28 protein-coding genes are annotated in these 23,834 nt (G+C 65.7%); 13 read left to right on the plus strand and 15 right to left on the minus strand.

The genetic code is table 11. The features are described from left to right. Nucleotides 1-15: 15 nt before the first annotated feature. Complete coding sequence (locus C7455_RS14095; RefSeq protein ID WP_425450647.1) at nucleotides 16-216, minus strand: YdcH family protein; 201 nt, start codon at nucleotides 214-216, stop codon at nucleotides 16-18. 210 nt (nucleotides 217-426) lie between these two features. Between C7455_RS14095 and C7455_RS14100 the strand changes: the two genes are divergently transcribed. Continuing rightward, nucleotides 427-849: an Hsp20 family protein gene (locus tag C7455_RS14100; RefSeq protein ID WP_109669287.1), complete on the plus strand. Its 423-nt coding sequence runs from the start codon at nucleotides 427-429 to the stop codon at nucleotides 847-849. Between the two features lie 16 nt (nucleotides 850-865). Continuing rightward, nucleotides 866-1,093 (plus strand): DUF1150 family protein, encoded by a 228-nt coding sequence (locus C7455_RS14105; RefSeq protein ID WP_109669289.1) that lies wholly within the window; start codon nucleotides 866-868, stop codon nucleotides 1,091-1,093. Between the two features lie 719 nt (nucleotides 1,094-1,812). Here the strand turns inward: C7455_RS14105 and C7455_RS14110 are convergent. Further along, a complete protein-coding gene (locus tag C7455_RS14110; protein WP_109669518.1) occupies nucleotides 1,813-3,477 on the minus strand; it encodes an NAD+ synthase in 1,665 nt (554 codons plus the stop codon). 210 nt (nucleotides 3,478-3,687) lie between these two features. Here C7455_RS14110 and C7455_RS14115 point away from each other — a divergent pair, with 210 nt between their 5' ends. Next, nucleotides 3,688-5,196, plus strand: a complete 1,509-nt coding sequence (locus C7455_RS14115) for an MORN repeat-containing protein (RefSeq protein WP_109669290.1) — start codon at nucleotides 3,688-3,690, stop codon at nucleotides 5,194-5,196. A 32-nt stretch (nucleotides 5,197-5,228) separates the two neighbouring features. Here C7455_RS14115 and C7455_RS14120 read toward each other — a convergent pair whose 3' ends face one another. Then, nucleotides 5,229-6,110, minus strand: coding sequence for an NAD(P)H-binding protein (locus C7455_RS14120; RefSeq protein ID WP_109669292.1), 882 nt, complete (start codon nucleotides 6,108-6,110; stop codon nucleotides 5,229-5,231). Nucleotides 6,111-6,215: 105 nt separating this feature from the next. On the opposite strand from C7455_RS14120, the gene C7455_RS14125 reads away from it, so the two are divergent. Continuing rightward, nucleotides 6,216-6,626, plus strand: coding sequence for a winged helix-turn-helix transcriptional regulator (locus C7455_RS14125; protein WP_109669294.1), 411 nt, complete (start codon nucleotides 6,216-6,218; stop codon nucleotides 6,624-6,626). 142 nt (nucleotides 6,627-6,768) lie between these two features. Here C7455_RS14125 and C7455_RS14130 read toward each other — a convergent pair whose 3' ends face one another. The 5 genes from C7455_RS14130 to trxB all read right to left on the minus strand — a co-directional run bounded on the left by C7455_RS14130 (nucleotide 6,769) and on the right by trxB (nucleotide 11,389). After that, complete coding sequence (locus tag C7455_RS14130; protein ID WP_146200004.1) at nucleotides 6,769-7,308, minus strand: hypothetical protein; 540 nt, start codon at nucleotides 7,306-7,308, stop codon at nucleotides 6,769-6,771. A gap of 146 nt (nucleotides 7,309-7,454) precedes the next feature. After that, the gene (locus C7455_RS14135) at nucleotides 7,455-9,518 is read right to left on the minus strand and encodes a bifunctional sulfate adenylyltransferase/adenylylsulfate kinase (protein WP_109669297.1); all 2,064 of its coding nucleotides are present in this window, start codon (nucleotides 9,516-9,518) and stop codon (nucleotides 7,455-7,457) included. 120 nt (nucleotides 9,519-9,638) lie between these two features. Beyond that, on the minus strand, nucleotides 9,639-9,860 hold the full coding sequence (locus C7455_RS14140) for a hypothetical protein (RefSeq protein WP_109669299.1): 222 nt from the start codon (nucleotides 9,858-9,860) through the stop codon (nucleotides 9,639-9,641). Continuing rightward, nucleotides 9,836-10,396 carry a hypothetical protein gene (locus C7455_RS14145; RefSeq protein ID WP_109669301.1) on the minus strand — a complete coding sequence of 187 codons (561 nt, stop codon included), beginning with the start codon at nucleotides 10,394-10,396 and terminating at the stop codon, nucleotides 9,836-9,838. The genes C7455_RS14140 and C7455_RS14145 overlap by 25 nt, the downstream gene beginning before the upstream one ends. A gap of 21 nt (nucleotides 10,397-10,417) precedes the next feature. Continuing rightward, nucleotides 10,418-11,389, minus strand: coding sequence for a thioredoxin-disulfide reductase (gene trxB, locus C7455_RS14150; protein WP_109669520.1), 972 nt, complete (start codon nucleotides 11,387-11,389; stop codon nucleotides 10,418-10,420). A 200-nt stretch (nucleotides 11,390-11,589) separates the two neighbouring features. On the opposite strand from trxB, the gene C7455_RS14155 reads away from it, so the two are divergent. Further along, nucleotides 11,590-12,090, plus strand: a complete 501-nt coding sequence (locus tag C7455_RS14155; RefSeq protein ID WP_109669302.1) for an Lrp/AsnC family transcriptional regulator — start codon at nucleotides 11,590-11,592, stop codon at nucleotides 12,088-12,090. After that, complete coding sequence (locus C7455_RS14160) at nucleotides 12,087-13,751, plus strand: tetratricopeptide repeat-containing sulfotransferase family protein (RefSeq protein WP_109669304.1); 1,665 nt, start codon at nucleotides 12,087-12,089, stop codon at nucleotides 13,749-13,751. Before C7455_RS14155 ends, C7455_RS14160 begins: the two co-directional genes overlap by 4 nt. A gap of 70 nt (nucleotides 13,752-13,821) precedes the next feature. On the opposite strand, the gene C7455_RS20615 is transcribed toward C7455_RS14160, so the two are convergent. The 4 genes from C7455_RS20615 to lgt all read right to left on the minus strand — a co-directional run bounded on the left by C7455_RS20615 (nucleotide 13,822) and on the right by lgt (nucleotide 16,993). Next, nucleotides 13,822-13,953, minus strand: a complete 132-nt coding sequence (locus C7455_RS20615) for a hypothetical protein (protein ID WP_281269416.1) — start codon at nucleotides 13,951-13,953, stop codon at nucleotides 13,822-13,824. 291 nt (nucleotides 13,954-14,244) lie between these two features. Further along, on the minus strand, nucleotides 14,245-15,000 hold the full coding sequence (gene pgeF / locus C7455_RS14165) for a peptidoglycan editing factor PgeF (RefSeq protein ID WP_109669522.1): 756 nt from the start codon (nucleotides 14,998-15,000) through the stop codon (nucleotides 14,245-14,247). A 2-nt stretch (nucleotides 15,001-15,002) separates the two neighbouring features. Further along, nucleotides 15,003-16,085 carry a class I SAM-dependent methyltransferase gene (locus C7455_RS14170; protein ID WP_109669524.1) on the minus strand — a complete coding sequence of 361 codons (1,083 nt, stop codon included), beginning with the start codon at nucleotides 16,083-16,085 and terminating at the stop codon, nucleotides 15,003-15,005. Continuing rightward, a complete protein-coding gene (gene lgt, locus C7455_RS14175; RefSeq protein ID WP_109669306.1) occupies nucleotides 16,082-16,993 on the minus strand; it encodes a prolipoprotein diacylglyceryl transferase in 912 nt (303 codons plus the stop codon). The genes C7455_RS14170 and lgt overlap by 4 nt, the downstream gene beginning before the upstream one ends. A gap of 122 nt (nucleotides 16,994-17,115) precedes the next feature. Here lgt and C7455_RS14180 point away from each other — a divergent pair, with 122 nt between their 5' ends. From C7455_RS14180 to C7455_RS14205, 6 genes are all read left to right on the plus strand, one after another. Continuing rightward, the gene (locus C7455_RS14180) at nucleotides 17,116-17,358 is read left to right on the plus strand and encodes an accessory factor UbiK family protein (RefSeq protein WP_109669308.1); all 243 of its coding nucleotides are present in this window, start codon (nucleotides 17,116-17,118) and stop codon (nucleotides 17,356-17,358) included. A gap of 104 nt (nucleotides 17,359-17,462) precedes the next feature. After that, nucleotides 17,463-18,071 carry a DUF2726 domain-containing protein gene (locus C7455_RS14185; protein ID WP_109669310.1) on the plus strand — a complete coding sequence of 203 codons (609 nt, stop codon included), beginning with the start codon at nucleotides 17,463-17,465 and terminating at the stop codon, nucleotides 18,069-18,071. Nucleotides 18,072-18,289: 218 nt separating this feature from the next. After that, nucleotides 18,290-18,793, plus strand: a complete 504-nt coding sequence (locus C7455_RS14190; RefSeq protein WP_109669311.1) for a type III secretion system chaperone family protein — start codon at nucleotides 18,290-18,292, stop codon at nucleotides 18,791-18,793. A gap of 30 nt (nucleotides 18,794-18,823) precedes the next feature. Next, entirely contained in the window at nucleotides 18,824-19,636 is an 813-nt protein-coding gene (proC, locus tag C7455_RS14195; RefSeq protein WP_109669313.1) for a pyrroline-5-carboxylate reductase, read from the plus strand. Beyond that, nucleotides 19,633-19,974: a tRNA-binding protein gene (locus C7455_RS14200; RefSeq protein WP_109669315.1), complete on the plus strand. Its 342-nt coding sequence runs from the start codon at nucleotides 19,633-19,635 to the stop codon at nucleotides 19,972-19,974. Before proC ends, C7455_RS14200 begins: the two co-directional genes overlap by 4 nt. Continuing rightward, nucleotides 19,971-20,918 carry a 2-hydroxyacid dehydrogenase gene (locus C7455_RS14205; RefSeq protein WP_245904355.1) on the plus strand — a complete coding sequence of 316 codons (948 nt, stop codon included), beginning with the start codon at nucleotides 19,971-19,973 and terminating at the stop codon, nucleotides 20,916-20,918. Before C7455_RS14200 ends, C7455_RS14205 begins: the two co-directional genes overlap by 4 nt. On the opposite strand, the gene C7455_RS14210 is transcribed toward C7455_RS14205, so the two are convergent. Both C7455_RS14210 and C7455_RS14215 read right to left on the minus strand, forming a co-directional pair. After that, nucleotides 20,915-21,325, minus strand: a complete 411-nt coding sequence (locus C7455_RS14210; protein ID WP_109669316.1) for a hypothetical protein — start codon at nucleotides 21,323-21,325, stop codon at nucleotides 20,915-20,917. The genes C7455_RS14205 and C7455_RS14210 overlap by 4 nt on opposite strands. Beyond that, nucleotides 21,309-21,899 (minus strand): thymidine kinase, encoded by a 591-nt coding sequence (locus C7455_RS14215; RefSeq protein ID WP_109669318.1) that lies wholly within the window; start codon nucleotides 21,897-21,899, stop codon nucleotides 21,309-21,311. Before C7455_RS14215 ends, C7455_RS14210 begins: the two co-directional genes overlap by 17 nt. Nucleotides 21,900-21,971: 72 nt before the next feature. Here C7455_RS14215 and C7455_RS14220 point away from each other — a divergent pair, with 72 nt between their 5' ends. Then, nucleotides 21,972-22,472: a hypothetical protein gene (locus C7455_RS14220; protein ID WP_245904340.1), complete on the plus strand. Its 501-nt coding sequence runs from the start codon at nucleotides 21,972-21,974 to the stop codon at nucleotides 22,470-22,472. Between the two features lie 127 nt (nucleotides 22,473-22,599). Here the strand turns inward: C7455_RS14220 and C7455_RS14225 are convergent, their stop codons facing one another. Beyond that, nucleotides 22,600-23,724: a beta-ketoacyl-ACP synthase III gene (locus C7455_RS14225; RefSeq protein ID WP_109669322.1), complete on the minus strand. Its 1,125-nt coding sequence runs from the start codon at nucleotides 23,722-23,724 to the stop codon at nucleotides 22,600-22,602. Nucleotides 23,725-23,834: the final 110 nt, after the last annotated feature.

A 23,834-nucleotide genomic window follows, 5' to 3' on the forward strand; every position in this document is an offset into this window, starting at 1 on the left:
GGCCTCGCGCGGCCCTCAGGCGATGATGTCGGGGGTCAGTTCATCCTCGATCCGGGCGATCTTGTCCTTGAGCAAAAGCTTCTGCTTTTTCAGGCGCTTGAGGGCCAATTGATCCGGGTTCACGGCCCCGTGCAGCGCCTCGATCGCAAGGTCGAGATCGCGGTGTTCGCGCTTGAGCACCTCCAGCCGGATGCGCAGCACATCCTCGTGCGTCATTTCGCTGGGGCCTTTGGGGGCGTTCATGGCCGGGCGTGTCCGATCGCTGGGTCAGGCTGTTGCGGGCATTGCACTCTAGCGCGCCGCCTGACGCGCGCCAAGCCTTGCACGCGCGGCGGTGCGTCTCCATATCCTGATGGTGTGCGCGTTGCCGGAACCGGGATGCGCCGCGGATTGTGCAGATCGCTTAATCGCAAGGATGTGCCCCGGATGACGAAACTGACGCTTGGCTCGCACCCGTTCCTGTTGGGGTTCGATCAACTGGAACGGCTGGTGGAACGCACGGCGAAAGCCGGAAATGATGGCTACCCGCCCTACAACATCGAAAAAAAGGGCGACAACGCCTACCGCATCACGCTGGCCGTGGCGGGCTTTGCCGAAACCGATCTGACGATCACGCTCGAGGATCGGCAATTGGTGATCCGGGGTCGTCAGGGCGAGGATGGGGCCGACCGCGTGTTCCTGCACCGGGGGATCGCGGCGCGCCAGTTCCAGCGCAGCTTCGTGCTGGCCGACGGGGTCGAGGTGGCGGGGGCGTCGATGGCGCATGGCCTGCTGCACATCGACCTGAGGCGCAGCCTGCCCGACACTATCGTGCGCACGATCAAGATCACGCCCGCTGCGGCAGGGTGAGGGAAAGGGGACCACGATGACAAATAAGCATGATGCTGCGACCGTACGCGACCGGCCAATCGTCTATGTCCTGCCTGTGCCGGTCGCCGACCTGCCCGACGATATCCGCGAGCAGGCCCGCGGGCTCGACACGATTTACGCCATCCGCAGCGAAACGGGCGAGCGGCTGGCACTGGTGCGCGACCGCAAGCTTGCCTTTGTCGTCGCCCGCCAGCACGACATGACGCCGGTGAGCGTGCACTGAGGCGCGCGCGCCTCGCGATGAGGGCGCCCTTGGGCGCCCTTTTTCATTGGGGTGCGTCCTTTGTTGCCGCAAGGATGGGGCGCTCACCCAGCGCAGGGACATACCTTCGCGTTTCGCCCTAATTGAAGCCCGGCCCGTCGGGTGGGGTCATCACCATGCCTGCATCCGCGGCGCGGCGCACGAGTTCCCATGTGATCCAGCCGGTCCCGCGGTGAAGATCGATCCGCCGTATGTCCCGCGGTGGGGGCGAAACACTGCCCCGGCTCATCCTCACCCTCTCCAGCTTGCAGAAGGGACATGAAGGTGCGGTCGCGTGCGTGGAGCCGGACATGGGTGCACAGGGACACGCCATGATCGTCGACCCGCACGATCACCCGCTGCGAGGGACAGCCGCAGATCAAGACAGCCGTCGCACCGAGGACCAGCGCGGCCAGCAGGTAGACCGCGCTATCCGATCCGCTCAGAACGCCGCCACCTTGCTTGGGCCGGGCCGGCCGGAACAGACAGGCCAGCGAGAGCCAGAAAAAGACGTAAGCCCCGCGTTCATCGTTGCGCCCACGCCCCGGCCCGAAGATGCGGGGGTTGCCGGTGGGCGGGTAGGACAACGGCGTGTCCCGCAAAAGGGCGGTGCCGCCATAGGGGACCATAACGGGCGTGTCACACTACGCTCATGGCTTGCCCGCAGCGTGATAATCCGGCGGGTTTCGGGCTGAATGCGGTCAGGTCCCGCTTTCGTCGCGCCAGCGGTTCACGATCGGGTAACGCCGGTCGAGCCAGAAGGCGCGTTCGGTGAGCCGTGCGCCGGGCGCGGACTGGAAGCGCTTGTATTCGCTGATGTAGATCAGGCTTTCTATCTTCTTCACCGTGGCGCGGTCATGGCCCATGGCGACCAGATCGGCGACCGAGGCCTCCTTGTCGATCAGCATCTCGAGGATCTCGTCCAGCACCGGATAGGGCGGCAGGCTGTCCTCGTCCTTTTGGTTATCGCGCAACTCCGCCGTGGGCGGCTTGTCGATCACGGCGGGTGGGATCACCTCGCCGCCCGGGCCTTGCATCCAGTCGAAATGATGCGCGTTCCGCCAGCGGCAGGTCTGAAACACGCGCGTCTTGTAGAGATCCTTGATCGGGTTGTAGCCGCCCGCCATGTCGCCATAGATCGTGGCATAGCCAACCGCGACCTCGGATTTGTTGCCGGTGGTCAGCAGCATCTCGCCGAACTTGTTGCTGAGCGCCATCAACATCACGCCGCGTAGGCGGGATTGGATGTTCTCCTCGGTAAGGTCGGGGTTCGAGCCCTCGAACAGCGGCGCAAGCGTCTCCAGCACCGCCTCATGCGCCGCCCCGATCAGCACGGTATCGAGCCGCACACCCAACCGCTCCGCCACATCCGCCGCATCATCCAGCGAGGCCTGAGAGGTAAAGCGCGAGGGCAGCATGACGCAGCGCACGTTGCCTGCCCCCAGCGCATCCACCGCGATGGCGGCCACGATGGCCGAATCCACGCCGCCCGACAGGCCCAGCAGCACGCGTGAAAATCCCGCCTTGGCGACGTAATCGCGCAGGCCCGTGACCATCACGCGGTAATCTGCCTCCCACGCATCGGGCAGGGTGGCTTTGTCGCCCGGCACGGCCTGCCAGCCATCATCCCCACGCGCGAAATCCACGTGGTAGAGCCCCGTGTCAAACGCGGGCATCTGGCAGGCCAGCACCCCATGCGGGTTCAGCACGAAACTTGCGCCGTCGAACACCTGATCGTCCTGACCGCCAACAAGGTTCACATAGGCCAGCGGCAGCCCGGTCTCGATCACGCGGGACACCATGATCGCTTGCCGCGTGTCCATCTTGCCCCGGTGATAGGGCGAGCCGTTGGGCACCAGCAAGATCTCGGCGCCCGTCTCGGCCAGCGTCTCGGTCACGTCCTCGAACCACGCATCCTCGCAGATCGGGATGCCGATGCGCAGCGGGCCGACGCGGACCGGCCCCGCCGGATCGCCGGCGTGGTAATAACGCTTTTCGTCGAAGACCTTGTAATTCGGGAGGTGGTGCTTGAGCACCTGCGCCGCCACCTTGCCGCCCTGCAGCACGAAATAGGCGTTGAAGGGCTTGTCCCCTCCCGGAAGCGGTCCGCCGATGCCGATGGCGGGGCCGTCGGCGCAATCGGCCGCTAGGTCCGCCAATACCCGCTGCACATCCGCTGCAAAGGCCGGTTTGCGCACCAGATCCTGCAACTGGTAGCCGGTCAGGAACATCTCGGGGAACGCCACCATATCGGCGCCCGCGTCCTTGGCCTGCGACCATGCGGCGCGCGCCAACGCGGCATTGCCGCGCAGGTCGCCCACCGTGGGGTTCAGTTGTGCAAGGCTGAGGCGGAACCTGTCGGCCATGGCGAGCCCTTTCGCGGTCATGTCGCGGCAGATGTAACAGAAACAACCCCGAGGCCAAGGGCGCGCATCCTCCGTCCGAGCGTGCCAAACCCGTTGCGCAGCCGCGCTCGACCCCCTAGCTTGAGCGGCGCAGACTGACCGACAGGCCCCGGACAACAGGGGGGCAACAGAGGGGCGACAGCCGTGTCCAGCAAGACCCAGACCATGGCGATGCTCGCCATGCTTCTTTCCTCGACCGCCGTCATGGCGCAAGATGCAGCAGCGCCCGCCGATGCCGTGCCCCAAGCGCAGGCCGAGGTCGAGGCCGTGCCGCTGGTCACCGACATCCAGCAATACGACAACGGCGGCATCTACGAGGGCGAGTTTCGCAACGGCGTGCAGCACGGACAAGGCACCTACCGCCTGCCCAACGGCTACCAATACACGGGCGAATGGGTCGATGGCGAGATTCGCGGCCATGGTCGCGCGACCTTTCCCGACGGCTCGATCTATGAGGGCGCCTTTGTCGCGGGCCGACCCGAGGGGACTGGCCGCATCACCTTTTCCGATGGCTCCACCTACGAGGGCGACTGGGCAGAGGGACGCATCCACGGCAGCGGCACCGCCTCCTATTCCAACGGCGTCGCCTACACGGGCGAATTCCGCAACGCGCTGCACCACGGGCAGGGTGTCATGACCGGCCCGGGTGGCTACCGCTACGAAGGTCAGTGGCAAGACGGCATCAAGCAGGGGCAGGGCACGATCACCTATCCCGACGGCGCGACCTATGCGGGTGGTTTCGTCGCGGGCCAACGCTCCGGCACCGGCCGGCTGGTGATGCCCGATGGCGTCACCTTCGATGGCGAATGGGCCGAAGGGCAGATCAACGGCACGGGTGTGCTGACCCAGCCCAATGGCGATGTCTACGAGGGTACGCTGGCGGCTGGCCAGCGTCAGGGCACCGGCACCGTGCGCTACGCAAATGGCGACATATACGAGGGTGAGTTTGCCGACGACCAACGCCATGGCACCGGCACCTTCACCGCGACCGACGGCTACAGCTACACCGGGCAATGGGCCGAGGGTCGCATAGAGGGCCAGGGCCGCGTGACCTATCCCGACGGGGCGGTCTATGAGGGCGCCTTTGCGGGTGACCTCGCGCATGGCACGGGCACCATCACCTATCCAGATGGCTCAAGCTACACCGGCGACTGGGTCGAGGGCGTAATCCAGGGCACAGGCACCGCAACCTACGCCAATGGCCTGACCTATGTCGGCCAGTTCCTGAACGCGCGCCAGCACGGTCAGGGCGTGATGAGCCATCCCGACGGCTACCGCTACGAAGGCCAGTGGGAAGACGGGCTGCGCCACGGGCAGGGCCGCGCGACCTATACCGACGGGTCGCTCTATGACGGAACCTTCGTGCGGGGCGACCGTTCGGGGCAGGGGCGGCTCACCATGCCCGAGCCCAACGCCTTTTCCTATGTCGGCGAATGGGCGGACGGCGAAATCAACGCCTTCGGCATTGCCACGTATTCCAATGGCGATGTCTACGAGGGCCGCTTCGTCGATGGCCGCCGCGAGGGCGAAGGCACGATGCGCTACGCCACCGGCGAGGTGCTCCGCGGCACATGGGAGGGCGGGTTGCCCACCGAAGGCGCGGCGGTAGATGGCCCTGCACCCGCGGCGGACCCCGACACCACCGAGGCGACGACAGCCCCTGAGGCACCCGCGCAATAAGGGCCGGAGCCTGCGCTCCGACCCGTCCGTCATCAACCGCGCAACAGATCCGCATTGGCGGCGAGCCATGCCGAAAGCCGCTGCGGGGCACGACCCGACAGGCGCTCCACATGGCCGGTGACAGTGGCCATCCGCCCCTCGCGCGCGGCGCGGTCCGCGCCCACCAGCAGGGCCGCCAAGGGTGCGGGCACGCCTGCGCCGGTCAGCGTCGCCTCCAGTGCGGCATCCTCCATCGGCACGACAGCGATGTCGGTTCCCAGCGCTGCATTGATCGCGGCGAATTGCTCGGGCACGGTTTGCGCCTCGGGGCCGGACAGCTCGTAGGTGGCACTGTCTTTCTCTTCCAGCAGGGCTCCGGCGGCGGCGGAGGCGAAATCGGCGCGCGCGCCATGGGCGATGCGCCCCTCGGCCGCCGAGGTCAGATGCGCGCTATGGACCAGCGCCGAGGGCAGGCTGAGGGAAAGGTTCTCGAAATACCAATTGTTGCGCAGGATCGTGTAGCCCAAGCCGCTGGCCTTGATCGCCTGCTCCGTGGCCAGATGGTCGGGCGCGAAAAAGATCGGATGGTCGGCCGCAGGCGCTGGCATCGAGGTATAGACCACATGGCCCACGCCCGCGCGGGCGGCAGCGGCCACGGCGGCCAGATGCTGGCGCTGCCGCGTGCCCGCGCCGTCCAGCGCGTCCGTTGAGATGATCAACAGCCGCTCGACCCCGGCAAATGCGGCATCGAGGCTGGCGGGATCTTCGAAATCGACGCGAACGGGCGTCGCGCCGGCGATGGCCAGCGCTGCCGGACTGCGGCTGCCCGCGCGCAGGTCGGTCGCGCCGCGCGCCATCAGTTCGGCCAGCACGAGCCGGCCAAGCGCCCCGCCCGCGCCGGTGACGAGGATCGGGGAAGTGAGGTGGTCCGTCATCGTGGTCTCCGGTCTTGTTTTGGTTTCTGGTCTCAGTTAGAGACTGCAAGCGGAGACCGCCAGAAGGCACGTTCACCTGCCAAGGTAACATCGAAGGAACCGCCCATGACGACCAAGACATCGGCGGCCGTCTGCATCGACGGCTGGTCGGGCGATCTTGACACCTGCCCGGTCCGGCAGGTGCTCGATCGCATTGGGGATCGCTGGTCGCTCCTGCTTTTGCTGACGCTCAAGGACGCGCCGCATCGGTTCAACGCGCTGGGCCGTGCCATCCCCGACATTTCGCGCCGGATGCTGGCGGGGACGCTCAAGACGCTGGAGGCCGACGGGCTGATATGGCGGTCGGTCGAGGCGACGACGCCGCCATCGGTGACCTATGGCCTGACCGCGCGTGGTCTGTCACTGATCATGGCCCTCGGTCCGCTGGTCGAATGGGCTTTTGCGCAGGCACCTGCGATCCTTGCGGACCGCAGGCGTGCGGGCGGTGCGGTCAGTGGCGTAGCTATCGCACCCTAGCGTGACGACGATCCCTGCGCGGAGCGATTCGTCGACGGCCGGGGCCCGCCGCCGATCCCTCCGCACCGACAAAAGTGTCGGGTCCGATGCGGTTGCAACACTGGCCCAGCCGCGTGTTTCACGGCTGCGCCAGTCCTGCCGCTCAGTTCAGGCGGTCGACCACCGCTTGCGCGAAGGCGTCGACCAGCAGGTGATAGGTCACGCTGTCGTCGGCGTTCAGCATCATGGTCTGCCCGGCTGGGACCACCACGTTGGCGGTTTCCAGCGACACGCTCAACTCGTAGCCGTCGGCGTTGCTGTTGTCGGCGAGGTCCACGATATTCACCTGTCCGACCAGGACCGCATCCCCGAGGTTCAGAGCCCGCCCGAAAGAGTTGGTCAGCTCGACCTCGCGGATGTCGACGAGGATGGTCGATCCGTCCTTTGGCTCGGAGTTATTGGCGCTGGTGATGTTTTGCGTCGCCGCACGCTCCTCTTCGGTCATCAGGCCGCTGACCCGCGCAGCGATCGCGGCTTCGAGATCGGCCTCCAGGTTGCCCCAGTACAGGGCGGCCGCTTCGTTCTGGATCGCGGAGACGTCGGCCGTCACGTCGATTTCCCGGATCTGGTCGACAGCGGCAAAGGCCGCCGTGGACAGCAGGAGGGCAAGCGCGGAGGCGCCGAATTTCATGTGGGTTTTCATGTCATGTTCCATCGTAAGCGCGCGCGGACATGCTCGCCTTACGTGATCCAACCCGCCCGAACGCCGAAACGTTCCCCACCGCGTCGGGCTTTACGCAAAAGGGCGACCCGCAGGCCGCCCTTCGTGCAATCCGGGAAACGCGCGCGTCAGGCCGCGATCAGGCCCATCGATTCGAGCTTCAGCAGCACCTGCTGGGCGCAGTAATCCACGTCCATTCCCTCGGTATCGACCACCAGTTCGGCCGCTGTCGGCGCCTCGTAGGGGTCGGAGATCCCGGTAAACTCCTTGATCTTGCCTTCACGCGCCAGCTTGTAGAGTCCCTTGCGGTCGCGGCGTTCGCATTCCTCGAGACTGGTGGCCACATGCACTTCGATGAAGGCACCGAAGGCCTCGATCATCTCGCGCACGGCGCGGCGCGTGGCGGTATAGGGTGCGATCGGTGCGCAGATGGCGATGCCGCCGTTCTTGGTGATCTCGGAGGCGACATAACCGATGCGGCGGATGTTGATGTCGCGGTGTTCCTTGCTGAACCCCAACTCGCTCGACAGATGCTTGCGCACCACATCGCCATCGAGCAGCGTCACGGGGCGGCCGCCTTGTTCCATCAGCTTGACCATCATCGCGTTGGCGATGGTCGATTTGCCCGACCCGGACAGGCCGGTGAAGAACACCGTGAACCCTTGCTGGCTGCGCGGTGGTGAGGTGCGGCGCAGTTCCTTGACCACCTCGGGGAAGGAGAACCACTCGGGAATATCCAACCCCTCGCGCAGGCGGCGGCGCAACTCGGTGCCGGAAATGTCGAGGATCGTATCGCCCTCGGGCACCTCGTTGGCAGGGTAATATTGCGCCTTTTCCTGTACGTAGACCATGTGCTTGAAGTCGACCATCTCAAGCCCGATCTCGGCCTCGTGGGTCTTGAACAGCACTTGCGCGTCATAAGGGCCGTAAAAATCGACGCCTTGGCTGTTCTTGCCGGGGCCGGCATGGTCGCGGCCGACGATGAAATGGGTGCAGCCGTGGTTCTTGCGGATCAGGCCGTGCCAGACCGCCTCGCGCGGGCCGGCCATCCGCATGGCAAGGTTCAAAAGGCTCATCGTGGTGGTGGCCGAAGGATACTTGTCCAGCACCGCCTCGTAGCAGCGGACGCGGGTGAAATGGTCCACGTCACCCGGCTTGGTCATCCCCACGACGGGGTGGATCAACAGGTTCGCCTGCGCTTCCTTGGCGGCGCGGAAGGTCAGTTCCTGATGCGCGCGGTGCAGCGGGTTGCGGGTCTGGAAGGCCACGATCTTGCGCCAGCCCAGCTTGCGGAAATAGGCGCGCAACTCGTTGGGCGTGTCGCGGCGGGCGCGGAAATCGTAGTGCACCGGCTGCTGGATGCCGGTGATGGCGCCGCCCAGATAGACCGGGCCCGCGACATGGTGCAGGTAGTTGACGGCCGGATGCGCCACATCATCGGCGCCATAGACCATCAGCGCCTCGCGCGCCTTGTTGGGGATGTATTTGTCGCTGATCGACAGGATGGCAAGGATCACACCCTCGGCGTCGCGCAGCGCGATGTCCTGTCCCGGTTCGACCTTTCCTGCGAAATCCTCGGACACGTCCAGCGTGATCGGCATCGGCCAGAGTGCGCCATCGGCCAGCCGCATGGTTTCCACGACGCTTTCGTAGTCGTCTTTCCCGAGGAAGCCCTTGAGCGGGTTGAACCCGCCGTTCATCAGCAATTCCAGATCGCAGGTCTGGCGCGGCGTCAGGTCCCACGACACGAGGTCTGCCGCCTCGCGCTTGAGCTTTTGCGCGCTGTCGGCGGAGACATAGAGTTCCGGGATCGGGGCAAGGTGGTTCTGCATCATCAGGGTCCTGGTCTTGAGGGAAGGAAGGCCGCTGCCCGTGCCGGTCAGTTCGGCGTGAAGGGCATCGTATTCGGCTAGCTTTCGGGCAAGGAAACGGTCGGTCAGGCGCGCCTTTTCTGCGGCCCCGCGCGCGGTCAGTGCATAGGCCACGCGCGACCGGCGGTCGGCACTGTCGCGGTCGGAAAGACGCACCAGCCCGGCGTCGGTCACCGCGCGCAACAGCGCGTTGAGCCGCCCGAGGCTGATATCGAGCGCCTGTGCTGTCGCGCGCTGCGACGCCTCCGGCGCCAGATCGAGCTGGCGCAGGAGACGGAAGAGCAGGTCTTCCTCGGGCAGGGTGGTCGCGGCGGCGGGCATGGGGTGCTCAGAGTTTGTTCATGATTGAACATACATGCGAGGCGCAGCTATGAAAAGGGGTATGTTCAAACTTGAACAGATTGTTGCCGAATCCGCACGAAACGCTCTTGATCGCGCTGCTCAGCCCAGCCCATGCGCTGCGATCGCCGCCCAGATCCGGTCCATCACCGGATCGTCGCTGCGCGCGGTTGCGCCGCGTTTGACCTTTGGCAGGTCCAGCGGCGTGCCATTCCGGTCCAGCCGCCCGGTGCCCATATGGATATGCCCACCGGCTGCCAGCAGCAGCCAGCGCCCGCCGCACCGTGCCGCGGGGTGCGTCAGCTCCAGCAGGGCGCGCCGCATCGCAAGGCTCTGCGCCCCGGGCCAGAGAATGCGAAACGTGTCGGGGTGTGGAATGGGCGCGCTGTCGGCAAGGCCTGCGGCCCCGGTTCCTCGATCAGCCGCCGAAGGACCAGCCCTGCAAGATGGCCAAGCCGCGCGTGCCACCTTTGGCGGGGTGTCGTCCTCAGGCCCGGCACCTCCCGGAAGACATGATCGGGCGGCCTGCAGTCGATATTGACGGCCAGGCCCTTCAGCGCCACATCCGCTGCCGCGCCATCGAAGATCGGGGCGGTGCCGCGGCTGTCGGACAGCGGGCTTTCCAGCGCAAAAAGCACGGTGTGGAGCGCGCGGGGGATTTCACCGGGATTTCGCGCAAGGTGCGGGCCCCAGAGCGGCGCGAGCAGGCGCGCGCGGTCAAGGCCCGACAAATCGTCGACATGTGCCCGGATGGACGCCGGGTCGATATTGTCGCGAAGCGGGTCTGCGGTGACGCTGCGCAGCCACGCAACGGCCGCAGACGAAGGGAAGGGTTGTGGCGTCTCTGTCCTGTCGCGCACTCCTCCCGTTGCAGACGCGGATTATTCCGCAGCGGCGGCGGTCTGATCCGCCTCGTGCTCGGCCAGCCATTTCTCGGCATCGAGTGCCGCCATGCAGCCCATACCGGCACTCGTCACCGCCTGCCGGTAGACATGATCGGTCAGATCGCCCGCCGCGAAGACACCGGGGATCGAGGTGCGGGTCGTGCCCGGTTCCACCTTCACATAGCCGCCATTGTGCAATTCCAGCTGATCCTTGACCAGTTCCGTCGCGGGCGCGTGGCCGATGGCGACGAAAAAGCCCTTGCAAGGCACTTCGGTGATCTCGCCCGTCTCGACATGTTTCGCGCGCACGCCCTCGACGCCGCGCGGATTGTCGCCGCCGATCACCGCGTCGATCTCGTGGTTCCACAAGACCGCGACCTTGGGGTTCTTGAACAGGCGGTCTTGCATGATCTTTTCGGCCCGCAGGCTGTCGCGGCGGTGGATCAGCGTGACCTTGGAGGCGAAATTGGTCAGGAACAGCGCCTCCTCGACGGCCGTGTTGCCGCCGCCGACCACCACGATCTCCTGCCCGCGGTAGAAGAACCCGTCGCAGGTCGCGCAGGCCGACACGCCGAAGCCCTTGAAATGCTCCTCGGACGGCAGTCCGAGCCATTTCGCCTGTGCCCCCGTCGCCAGGATCACCGCATCCGCCGTATAGGTGGTGCCGCTGTCGCCCACGGCCCGGAACGGCCGCACCGACAGGTCAAGCGACATGATGTGGTCGGAAATGATCTCGGTCCCCATTTCCTTGGCGTGATGTTCCATGCGCACCATCAGGTCGGGGCCCATCACCGATGCGTCACCGGGCCAGTTTTCCACATCAGTGGTGATGGTCAACTGCCCGCCCGGCTGGATACCCTGCACGAGGATCGGGTTCAGCATCGCGCGGGATGCGTAGACGCCGGCGGTATAGCCCGCGGGCCCTGAGCCGATAATCAACAGGCGGGTGTGGCGGATGGCGTCGGTCATCTGTGGCTCCTCGGGCGGCACGGGGTCTGGTGCTTGGTCTGACTCGGATATATTTCCGTCCCGCGCCGGGCGAAAGCCCTGCGTCAGAGGGTTGCACGCCGGGCCGATATGCTCCATTTGTTGCGCGGGTGTGAAATAAAGTTGCGCGAGTGGCGATTTCTGCGTTCAGAATCGAAAATCGCTCGAGGGGACCGGACAAGATGCCACAGACCAAGCTCGACCCGATCGACCGGAAAATCCTGTCCGAACTGCAGGACGATGGCCGCATGACCAATGTCGAACTGGCCAAGCGTGTGGGCATTTCCGCCCCGCCCTGCCTGCGCCGCGTCCGCACTCTGGAAGAGGCTGGCTTCATCCGCGGTTATCACGCCGATGTCGATCCTCGCATGTTGGGATTCGAGGTGCAGGTCTTTGCCATGGTTGGTCTGCACAGCCAGGCCGAGGCCGATCTGATCGCCTTCGAGAACCGCTGCCGCGACTGGCCGCTGGTCCGCGAATGCCACATGCTGAACGGCGAGATCGATTTCATCCTGAAATGCGTTGCCCCGGACCTCTCCACCTTCCAGAGCTTTTTGACCGGTCAACTGACCGCTGCGCCCAATGTGGCCAGCGTCCGCACCTCGCTGGTGATCCGCGGCGCCAAGGATGCGCCGGGCGTGCCCTTCGATGTGCTGGAAGACCGTCTGGGCCAGACGGCATGAGCGCAAGCCAGACCCCGGTTCAGGCCCAACAGATACAGGCAGCCTATCAGCAGGCCGTGCGGTTGCAAAACGCAGGCCAGATCCAGCAGGCCGCCCAGATCTACACCGCCATCCTCAAGCAACGCGAACTGGCCGAGCCCTGTTTCCAGATGGGCCGCATCGCCGCCCGCGCGGGCCGCAAACCCGAGGCCGCGACCTGGTTCCGCCGGGCGCTCAAGCTCAAGCCGAGACAGATCGAGATCTGGGCCGCCCTGATCGAGGTCCTGACCGGGCGCGACAAGGCCGAAGCCGTGGCCGAGGCGCGGCGGCTGGGCGTGATCTTGTCCGAAAAGACGACCACGACGATCCAGAAAGCGTTGGCCGAGGTCAGGGCGGGCTGCGGGGCAAAGGCGGAAAAGCTCTTCTTGCAAGCGATCAAGGACGCCGCCGATCCCGTAGCGGTCTGGGAAGCCTGGTCGCGCGGTCTCTACGAAAGCCATCACGTCGACGCGGCGCTGGCCGTGATCGGGAAGGGGCTGGCTGCCCAGCCCGGCGAAGCAAGGCTGCTGGTCATGCGCGCCTCCATGCTTGAGACCTCGGGCAGGCTGGACGCGGCCGAGGCCGATCTGCGCGCCGTGCTCGACACCAAACCCTACCATCCGCGGGCTTGGCTTGCGCTGATGCGCCTGCGCAGGCAAGCCCCCGGCGCGCCCGAGGTGGACACACTGGAACGGCGGGTGGCCGAGGCCGGATCGGACCCCGAGGCGGTGCGCCACATGTCCTTTGCGCTGGCCAAGGCGTTGGAGGATCAGGGGCGCGACGACGAGGTGTTCCGCCACCTCGACCGGGCCAACAGCATGACGCGCAAGAGATTTCCCTGGGGGTTCGACGAAGACCACGGTTTCTTGCGCGACGCCATCGCGGCCTGGACCCCGCGCGAGGACGGCCATGCCGGGTCGGCGCCGATCTTCGTGACAGGTCTGCCGCGGTCGGGCACGACCTTGGTCGAGACGATCCTCGCCGCCCATCCGCAGATTGCGGCAGGTGGTGAGGCGGGCCTACTGTCGCCGATCCTGCATCCGGCCGTCCGCGACTGGTTCACCGCCAGAACGCCTTTCGACGCGGCGGCCATCGGGCGCACCTATGTCGAGGGCATGACCGCCAAGCTGGGTGATGACGCGCAGGGCAGACGCATCACGGACAAGTCGATCTCGACCTATGCGGCGCTGGGCTACACCCGAGACGTGTTGCCGGATGCCAAATTTGTCGTGCTGGAACGCGACCGGCGCGACGTGGGCCTGTCGATCTACAAGAACCTTTTCCGCGACGGCACGCATCGCTACGCCAATGACCTGACCGACATCGCGCGCCAGATCCGCCTGTTCGACGCCGCCATCGCCGCATGGCGCGCGCGGATGCCCGAGGCGATCCATGTCCTTGATTATGACGCACTGACCGCCGACCCTGAACCGCATGTCCGCGCCCTGCTGGAGTTCTGTGGCCTCTCGTGGGACCCGGCCTGCCTTGCGCCCGAGCGGACGGATCGCAAGGTCATGACGCTCAGTTCCGTACAGGTGCGCCAGCCGATCAATCGCGGGTCGGTGGGGGCATGGCGGCGCTTCGAAGGGTCGCTCACGCCTCTGATCGAGGCGTTGGAGACGACAAGGTACAGCTTCGGATAGGAAAAGGGCGGCCGTTCTGGCCGCCCTCTTGCAAGCATCCGCGCCGGGTTCGCGCGGGTTCCGGTCCGCCTTATCCGGCGGCCTTGACCTGGACGGGCTTCGCCGCCCGCCGCTTGGCACGCTTGGCGCGCGCCCAGGGCATTTCGATCTGCTCTTTCTGGGCCTGGGCCAGAACCGATTTCATCCAGCGCTGCGTTTTCATCTGCCTCGTCCTTTGCGTTCTTCGTGACCTTGCCCGTGGCCGGGCTTGAGACGAAACTGCACCGGGTTTCAGGCAGGGATAGGGCGAAAGCTTCAACGTGCGGTAAATTCTCGGGGCGATTTTGTGGCGAAGAGGGGTCGCATTCCGGCCTTGTTTTCTTGGATTTTCCGAGAACTTTACGGATCATCCGCGGCGCATTGCGGCAAGCGCAGGGCCTTTGCCGTCACGAAGCCGCCCAGATTGGCGACGGAGGGGGAACAATCGGGTTGGTGCGACCCGCTTTGCCGTCCTTCAAAGCCGAATCACAGAGATCAACCGCCCGTAATCGGCCTCGCCGCGATGGGTTGCGCGGCGATAGGAATAGAATCGCTCAGGGTCGGCATAGGTGCAATGGCGTGTCCATTCGGCGGCCGCCACGCCAGCCTCGCGTAGCCGTCCCAGACCATAGCCCGGCAGGTCGAACAGATATTTGCCATCCGCGCCATTGACGAAGAAGCGGGCGTTCGCCCGGTCGTCATCGATGAAGCGCTCGAAAAACTCCTGCCCGACCTCATAGGCGCGCTGGCTGATCGAGGGACCGATGACGGCATGGATGGCGCTGCGCCGGGCGCCCATGCCGACCATCGTGTCGATCGTGACCTCGAGCACGCCATCCTGCGCGCCGCGCCACCCGGCATGGGCCGCGCCGATCACGCCCGCCTCGCGGTCGGCAAAGAGCACCGGTTGGCAATCGGCGGTCAGCACTGCGATGGCAAGCCCCGGCGTCGCGGTCACGATCGCATCGGCGCGCGGCCGGTCGACGGGGGGGGCATCCAACGTCACGGCTTGCGCGGAATGGACCTGATGCACGGTGATCAGCCGGTCGGGCGAGACCCCCATCGCATCAGCCACCCGGTCGCGGTTCATCGCCACGATTTCCGATTGGTCCGACGATCCGCCGCCACAGTTCAACCCCTCGAATATCCCCGATGACGCCCCCCCGCGCCGGGCGAAAAACCCGTGCCGCACGCCATCCAGAAGCGGTGAGGTCAGGATGTCGAGGGTCACTGTCAGGGGCATGTGGGGCCGGGATCGAGGGCAAGGGGCAGCGGCGCGGTGGCAGACGTCAAGGCGAGCGCCCGGAAAAGGTGTCCCATCTCCGACGGGTGCGTCAACCGCCTGTGTGCGGCGACGTGGCTTTCGAGGCCTGCCCCGCGCAAGTTTCGGGCAAGTGCCTGCGCGCGCGCCGTGATGCCCAGCCGTTCCAGCATCACGCCCTGTGGCGTCAACCCGCTGGCGCGCGCCGGGTGTGCTGCCCGCGCAATGGGGCCAAAGGCGACATGGGCGGTCAGATCGGCCGTGCCGGGGCTGTCCAGCGGATCGACGGGGGCATGCGCTGCGAGCGCCTGAAACGTGTCGCCGATGCTGTCCCACCCGCCATAGTCGATGATGAGGGCTGCGCCGCCATGGCTCGCGACGCGCCGCCCGATCTCGCCCGCGATGGCCTCGGCCGGGGCGCAGGTCTCGACGATCTGGCCCTCGGTGACGGTCGCGGCCCGCCCAGACAGCGCGGCATGCGGGGCGGCAGGGGCCAGCCCCCAGATCAGGCGGTCACCTTCGGCGCCGATCATCCGCTCGTGCCATAGGGCGCCTTTGGCCTTGAGGAACTGGCGGATCGGCAGGGCGTCGAAGAACTCGTTGGCGATCAAAAGGAACGGCCCCTCAGGCAGGTCGGCGATACTGTCGTGGAACTGCGGAGCGTGACTCGCAAGCGTCGAGGCCTGAACGGCGCGAAGGGTGGGCGAGGCCTCGACCAGATGCAGGCGGGCCGCGTAAAGAAACCCCGGCACCGACCGCGCGGCCCGCAGGGCATCGGCCATCAGCGTACCGCGCCCCGGCCCAAGCTCGGCCAGCACGAAGGGGTCAGGCGCGCCCTGATCCAGCCAGACCTGCGCCAGCCACAGGCCGATCAATTCTCCGAACATCTGGCTGATTTCGGGCGCGGTGGTGAAATCACCCGCCACCCCGAGCGGATCGCGGGTGGCGTAATAGCCATGCTCGGGGTGGAGCAGACACTCGGCCATGTAATCGGCCACCGTGATCGGTCCGGTCCGCGCGATCCGCGCGATCAGCTTGTGTTTCAGCCCCGTCATGCGCCCCGCCGCGACCGCGCCACCAGCCACAGACCGGCCGCGATCATCGGCAAAGACAGGATCTGCCCCATGGTCAGCCCGACCGAGGGCGACAGGGCCAGCGCGAATCCGACGGGATTGTCGGGCGTCATGAATTGCGCGTCGGGCTGGCGGACGAATTCCACTGCAAAGCGCGCCACGCCGTAGATCGCAAAGAACATCCCCGTCAGCGCACCCGGCGTCCTCAGCCAGCCGCGTGACCACGCAAGCCACAACAAGACCGCGCCCATCACCAGTCCCTCGAGGCCCGCCTGATAGAGCTGCGAGGGGTGACGCGCGCACATCTCGCCCAATTCGGTCGCCACGATGCCCACCGGACCGCGGCAGGCTTGCGCAGCCTCGCCCGGAAAGATCACACCCCATGCCACATCGGTCGGGCGCCCCCAGAGCTCTGCGTTGATGAAATTGGCCAGCCGCCCGAGGCCCAGCCCGATGGCCACGACCATCGCCATCGCATCGGCCACCTGCAGCGGCGGTACCTTGTTAATCTTGCAAAAAAGATATCCCGCCAGCGCCACGCCGATCAACCCGCCGTGAAACGACATGCCGCCCTGCCAGACCTGCAGGATCTGGCCGGGGTTCTGCAGGTAGTAGCCGGGTTGGTAGAAGACCACAAAACCGATCCGCCCCCCAAGGATCACGCCCAGCACCACCGCCGTCAGCAATCCCTCGACCCGGTCGGGGCGCATCGGGGCCGTGTCGCCGGGCCACAGCGCGGGGCGTTTCACCGCCTGCACGATCAGCCACCAACCGGCCACAAGCCCCACGATATAGGCCAGCGCATACCAGCGCAGCGCAAACTGGAAACTGCCGATGGAGATCGTGAACAGATCGGGCGACAGGTCGGGAAAGGGGATGGCGAAGGGCATTGGGGGGATCACGCTCCAGTGTCTGGGTCGGCGCCATGGGTGGTCGGGGGCTGCGGCGAAGTCAACCTTGATCCGGGACGCGCGCGGGGCCATATCCGCATCGAAAGCCAAGGAGCGTGCGCATGCAGACCCGCAACAAGATCATGGAAGACATCAGCCAGCTGATGACCAACGCCATGGGCGTGGCCCAGGGCGCCAAGGAAGAGGCCGAGACGGCGATGAAGTCGCTGATCGACCGCTGGCTGGCCGACCGTGATTTCGTCACCCGCGACGAATTCGAAGCGGTGCGCGCCATGGCGCAGAAGGCGCGCGAAGAGAACGAGGCGCTGAAGGCCCGGATCGCGGCGCTTGAAGCGAAGGGTTAGTCTTCCCTGCGCCCCATCATTCGTCCTGATCTCTCCGCAACTCGACCACAGTTTTGGCGCAACAAACGTCGAACCTGCCGTCGTGTTTCCATGAGACGGGTCCGATGATAGAATTCTTCTTTCAATTCAATACGATCATGATCTTCGTCATGATCGGTCTATTTATTGCGCTGAGCGCGCTCATGAGCGGGCTCAAGGCACAACGCGACATGGCGCGGCGCGAGTGCGAACGTCTGTCGCAAGAACTGAGTAAAGCGAAGTCGGCCGGTGGCGAACTGGCACAGAAGGTCGGTTGGAGAAAGAAGCGCCTGATGAACAAGCCGGAATTCGCGCTGTATCGTGAATTGCACGGCCTTGTCGGTCAAAGCGGGGCCGGGCACCGCCTGTTTGCACAGGTCGCATTCGGTGCTTTCCTTGAAGCGACGGCGCGCGCCGATCTTGAAGAGATCAAATCTGCAGCTTTCTACGCCGTTCAGCGCAAAGTTGCAGACTTTCTGATCATTGATCGTTACGGGCAGCCTGTCGCCGTCATCGAATATCAAGGTAGCGGTCACTTTCTTGGCAACGCTCATGATAGGGATCACGCCAAGCGCATTGTTTGCAAGTTCTCTGGCCTCCCCTACATCGAAGTCCCTGCCAGCGGCCTCACCCACGGTCAGCGAGGCGATCTTCACCGCCTCCTCGGCATCCCCACACAGTTAGCGGCAGAATAACCCACACCCCGCAATATCTTGTGGATACCCCTGCCCATGGGGGAACTCTCCCTGTCCGTCACAAAAATACTGCTTTACAGACTGCCTCAACCGCCGCACCATATTTCGTAGGTGATGGGCAATCAGCCCCCACCGGTATGAAAGGCACCCAGCCATTAGCGGGCGTCTTGGACAGGAACCCAAGGCCTGCTCGGCTGCCACAACACGAGGCCTGGGCAATGTCGCATTCCGAGCAGTATCTGGACATCGAAGACCTGCATCCCATTGATATCGTGGAGACGCTGGCAAGCCATCACGAGTGGGATTTCGACCGCATCACCGATGACCAGATCGCCATGGCGATCGAAGGCCAGTGGCGCACCTATTCCGTGACGCTCGCCTGGTCGGCCTATGACGAGACGCTGCGCATGATCTGCACCTTCGAGATGGAACCGCCCGAGGATACGCTGCCCGCGCTCTACGAGACGCTGAACCTGACCAATGACCGGTGCTGGGCAGGCGCCTTTACCTACTGGGCCGGGCAAAAGCTGATGGTGTATCGCTACGGCCTTGTTCTGGCGGGCGAACAGCTGGCCTCGGCCGACCAGATCGCCTGCATGGTGGAAACTGCCGTCATGGCGTCGGAACGCTATTATCCGGCCTTCCAGCTTGCCTGCTGGGGCAATCGCACGCCCGAACAGGCGATGCAGGTCGCCATTGCGGAGACCTACGGCCGCGCCTAACCTCTGCCCCCGAACAAGACGGGGTACGGGATGGATTTCGCAGATATTTCAAGCCGCGGGCTGGTCATGCTGGGCTGCGGCAAGATGGGCTCGGCCATGTTGGAGGGCTGGCTGAACCGGGGGCTTCCGCAAGCTTCGGTGCATGTGATCGACCCGCACCCGTCCGACTGGCTGCGCGCGCAGGGCGTGAAGGTCAACGCGGACCTGCCTGCCGACCCGGCTGTGCTGATGGTGGCGGTCAAGCCGCAGATGATGGGCGATGCCCTGCCGCTGGTGGCCCGTTTTGGGGGCGGGGCCACGCTGGTTCTTTCGGTCGCGGCGGGAACATCCATCGCAGCCTATGAGTCCGCCTTCGGTCCCGCCACCCGCGTGATCCGCTCCATGCCCAACACGCCTGCCGCTGTGGGCAAAGGGATCACTGCCATCATCGGCAACACCGCCACAACGCCCGCCGATCTCGATCTGGCCGAGGCGCTGCTCAGCGCCATCGGGCAGGTCGTGCGGCTGGACCATGAGGACCAGATCGATGCGGTCACCGGCGTCTCGGGCTCCGGTCCTGCCTACATCTTCTACATGATCGACGCACTGGCCGCGGCGGGCGAGGCCGAGGGGTTGCCGCGCGATCTGGCCATGCAACTGGCCAAGGCCACCGTCGCGGGCGCGGGCGCTTTGGCCGAGGCCGCCGCCGAGACGCCCGAACAGCTGCGCATCAACGTGACCTCGCCCAATGGCACGACGCAGGCGGGGCTTGGCGTGTTGATGGACGCGGGCACGGGCCTGATGCCGCTGATGCGCGCCACTGTCGCCGCCGCAACCTATCGCAGCCGGGAGCTGAAGGGATGAGCGACACGATCACCTTCGACGATTTCCTCAAGGTCGACATCCGCGTGGGCACCGTGACCCGCGCGGAACCCTTCCCAGAGGCCAAGAAGCCCGCGATCAAGCTTTGGGTCGATTACGGGCCGGGGATCGGCGAGCGGAAAAGCTCCGCCCAGATCACAGCCCATTACACGCCCGAGGCGCTGATCGGGCGGCAGGTGCTGGGCGTGGTGAACTTTCCCCCGCGCCAGATCGGCCCCTTCATGTCCGAGGCGCTGGTGCTGGGCCTGCATGACGCGGCGGGCAATGTTGTCTTGATCGGCCCCGATCACGCCGTGCCGAACGGAGAAAAGATGTGCTGAAATTGCTGATCTCCCGCCGCCTTCCCGAAAGCGTCATGGCCGATGCGGCGGCGCGCTTCGACGTGACCTGCCGCCCCGTGACCACGCCGATGGATCATGCCGAATGTGTCGCCGCACTGCGGGATTACGACCTGATCCTGCCGACGCTGGGCGATGCCTTTCGCGCCGCGGCCTTTGCCGAGGTGCCCGCGCCCCGCGCCAAGCTGCTGGCCAATTTCGGCGTCGGCTACAACCACATCGACGTGCCCGCCGCTCGCGCCGCTGGCCTTGCCGTGACCAACACACCGGGCGCCGTGACGGAGGCCACCGCAGACATCGCCCTGACGCTGATCTTGTCGACCGCACGCCGCGCGGGGGAGGGCGAGCGGATGCTGCGGGCGGGCCAATGGACCGGCTGGCACCCGACCCAGATGCTGGGCATGCATGTCTCGGGCCGCACGGTCTGCGTCATCGGCATGGGGCGCATCGGGCAGGCCATCGCGCGGCGGTGTCATTTCGGGTTTGGCTGCAAGATCGTCCATGCCAACCGGTCGCCCAAAACGGTCGAGTTTCCGGCCACGCAGATGGCGCTTCCCGACGCGCTGGCTCGCGCCGATATCGTCGTCCTTGCCACGCCGGGCGGGGCCGCGACTCATCACCTGATGGGCGCGCCGGAATTCGCGGCGATGCAGCCCCACGCGATCTTCGTCAACATCTCGCGCGGCGACGTGGTGGACGAGGCGGCGCTTGTCGCGGCCCTTAAGGCGGGGACCATCGCGGGGGCGGGCCTTGACGTCTACGAATTTGAACCCGCCGTTCCGCCCGAACTGATGGCGATGGAGAATGTCACCCTCCTGCCGCATCTTGGCACCGCCGCGCTGGATGTGCGCGAGGATATGGGGCGGATGGCGCTCGACAACTGCATCGCCTTCGCCGAAGCGCGCGCGCTGCCCAATCCGGTCTAGCGATCCGGGCAGGTCGTGCCCGGACCGCTGGCATAGGTCCATGCGGCCATGCAGCCCTGCGCGTCAAAGCCGATATAGGCGGCGTTCTCGCCCTCGCTGGAAAACGGCAGCGGGGGCGAGATATCGACATGCAGCCAGCCCGACAGGCCCGCCGGTCGGATGCACCACGGGAAATCCTGTTGCGGGCCACGATACCAGCCGCGCGCCTCGGCGGCGGCGATCACCGCCTCGGGGCGCACGCAGCCCTCGTAGGCGAGATCGACGAAGAACGCGTTGCGTGCCGCCATATGGGCGTCGCTGGAGAGATCCCACCAACCGGACATGCTTTGGCTCAGGGTATGGTATCCCATCGCCAAAAGGCCCAACCAGGGCAGCGCGATCAGCGCCCACCTAAACCCGCGGCGCATCGCCCGTCGCCTCGCGGAAGTGACGGCGGCACAGCGAGATATAGCGGTCGTTGCCGCCGACCTCGACCTGCGCGCCTTCGGTCAGGGCGTTTCCGTCCGCGTCGACGCGGATCACCATCGTGGCCTTGCGTCCGCAATGGCAGATGGTGCGAACCTCGCGCATCTCGTCGGCCAAGGCCAGCAGGGCGGCGGAGCCGGGGAACAACTCGCCGCGGAAATCGACGCGGAGGCCGTAGCACATCACCGGCACGTCGAGGTCGTCGACAGCGCGGGCAAGTTGCCAGACCTGCGCGCGGGTCAGCCATTGCGCCTCGTCGATCAGGACGCAGGCGCAGGGGCCGGCGGCGAGACGGGTGGCGATCATGGCGAAAAGATCGCTCGACGTGGAATAGGTGTCGGCCGCGGCCTCGATCCCGATGCGGCTGCCTATCTTGCCGGTGCCGGCACGGTCATCGAAATTCGCGGTCATCAGGTAGGTCCGCATGCCGCGTTCGATGTAGTTGTAGGAGGCCTGCAACAGCAGGGTCGATTTCCCTGCGTTCATCGTCGAATAGTGGAAATAAAGCTTGGCCATGCCGGGTCTTCTGCCCCAAGGCGACGGGGCGGGCAAGATTGACCGCGGGGGCCAAGCGGGTTTCGTGGCCTGATGTCTGGGGCCGTGGACGAGGGCACAATGGGCGACAAGGCAAAGACCTATCTCAAGCGGCACACGGAACGCCTGATCAAGGACGTGGGGTTTGCGGCGGCCTGCGACCTGACGGGACGGTCAAAGGCCACGCTGGGGCGCTATTTCTCGGAGGCCGAGGAACATGCCGACCGCTTTATTCCGGTCGATGCGGTCGCGGCCCTTGAGGCGGCGGCGAGCTTTCCGCATGTGACGGCAGCCTTGGCGGAGCTGAACGGCGGGCAGATCGCCTATGGCTCGGCTCGGCGCAATTCGGTGCGGGCACCGGGTGAGCCGGGCGTCAACAGCCATGTGATCGCGCTGAGCCAGCGCTTTGCGATCTTGATGGCGGAATACCACCTGTCGATCGAGGACGGAGTGATTTCCGTCAACGAGGCCCGGAGGCTCTTGGAGGAGACGCTGGAATTGCAGCGGGTGCTGGTGGACATGAAGCTGCGGCTGGAGGCCGACAGCCGGGGGTGAGGGCCGGTTTCGCCGCCTTTGGCTGCGATCCGCCTTGGAGCTCTGCCCCGGTCGCCATTGTCGCTCGGACCGATGGCGCGTCAAAGGCGACCCACCGGGATAGTCTTGACACACAGAAGAGGGGCGATCAGAGCTTGCGAGCGACGATCACCGATCCCACCGAATAGCCCGCCCCGAAGGAACAGATCAGCCCCATCTGGCCATCGGACATGTCTGCCGAATGCTTGGCGAAGGCGATGATCGAGCCCGCCGAGGAGGTGTTGGCGTAATCTTGCAAGATATTGGGCTGTTCGCCGGGCAAAGGGTCGCGGCCCAGCACCTTTTTGCCGATATAGTCGTTCATTGTCTTGTTGGCCTGATGCAGCCACAGGCGCGACAGGTCAGCGGCGGTGATGCCGTCCGCGGCCATGTGGTCCGCGATATGGGCGGAGACCATGGGCAGCACTTCCTTGAAGACCTTGCGGCCGTTTTGCATGAACTGCATGTCGCGCCGGTCGTCCATGTGGCCCTTGCGGGTTCGGCGCAGAAAGCCGTTGTTGTTGCGGATGTTGTTGGAGAATTCGGTCGCACAGCGGGTGGAGCGGATGGTGAAGCGCGGGCCGCGCGCGTCTGCGTCGCGCTCGATCAGCACCGCGGTGGCGACGTCGCCGAAGATGAAATGGCAATCGCGGTCGCGCCATTCGAGATGGGCCGAACAGATCTCGGGCGAGATGACAAGGGCGCGGTTCGCGGAGCCCGACCGGATCATGTCTGCGGCGGCCTGTATGCCGAAGGTGGCGGAAGAACAGGCGACGTTCATGTCGAAGGCAAAGCCACCCGCCCCCAGAAGCGCCTGGATTTCCACGGCAATCGCCGGGTAGGCGCGTTCATGGTTGGAGGCGGCGCACAAGATCAGGTCTACCGCGCTTGCCTCTACACCCGCCATGGCGAGCGCGTCCTTTGCTGCGGCCAGTCCCATTTCGGCCATCACGCCTGGTTCCTCGTCGGCGCGTTCGCGCAGCCAGGGATGCATCACCTCCGGATCCAGCACGCCCGTCTTGTCGAGGACGAAGCGCTGTTCGATGCCCGAGGCGGCGAGGATGAACTCGGAGGAGGAATGGGCCTTGGCCTCCATCGTGCCCGCCGCGATGGCCTGCGCATTCTCGAGGTTCCAGCGGTCGGCATAGGCGTTGAAGGTCGCGACAAGTTCGTCGTTGGTGATGACGTGGCTTGGCGTGAAGACGCCGGTTCCGGTGATGGCGGGCTGGTGCATGGTGTCTCTCTGTACTCCCGGGCATCAAGGCGGCGAAAGGCGGCGGGGTCAAGACGCGCCGCAGCGGCACGGGTGGGGCAGCGCTTGACAGGGCGGCGAAAGACGGCAGG

The organism is Roseicyclus mahoneyensis, from assembly GCF_003148775.1.
GTDB lineage: Bacteria > Pseudomonadota > Alphaproteobacteria > Rhodobacterales > Rhodobacteraceae > Roseicyclus > Roseicyclus mahoneyensis.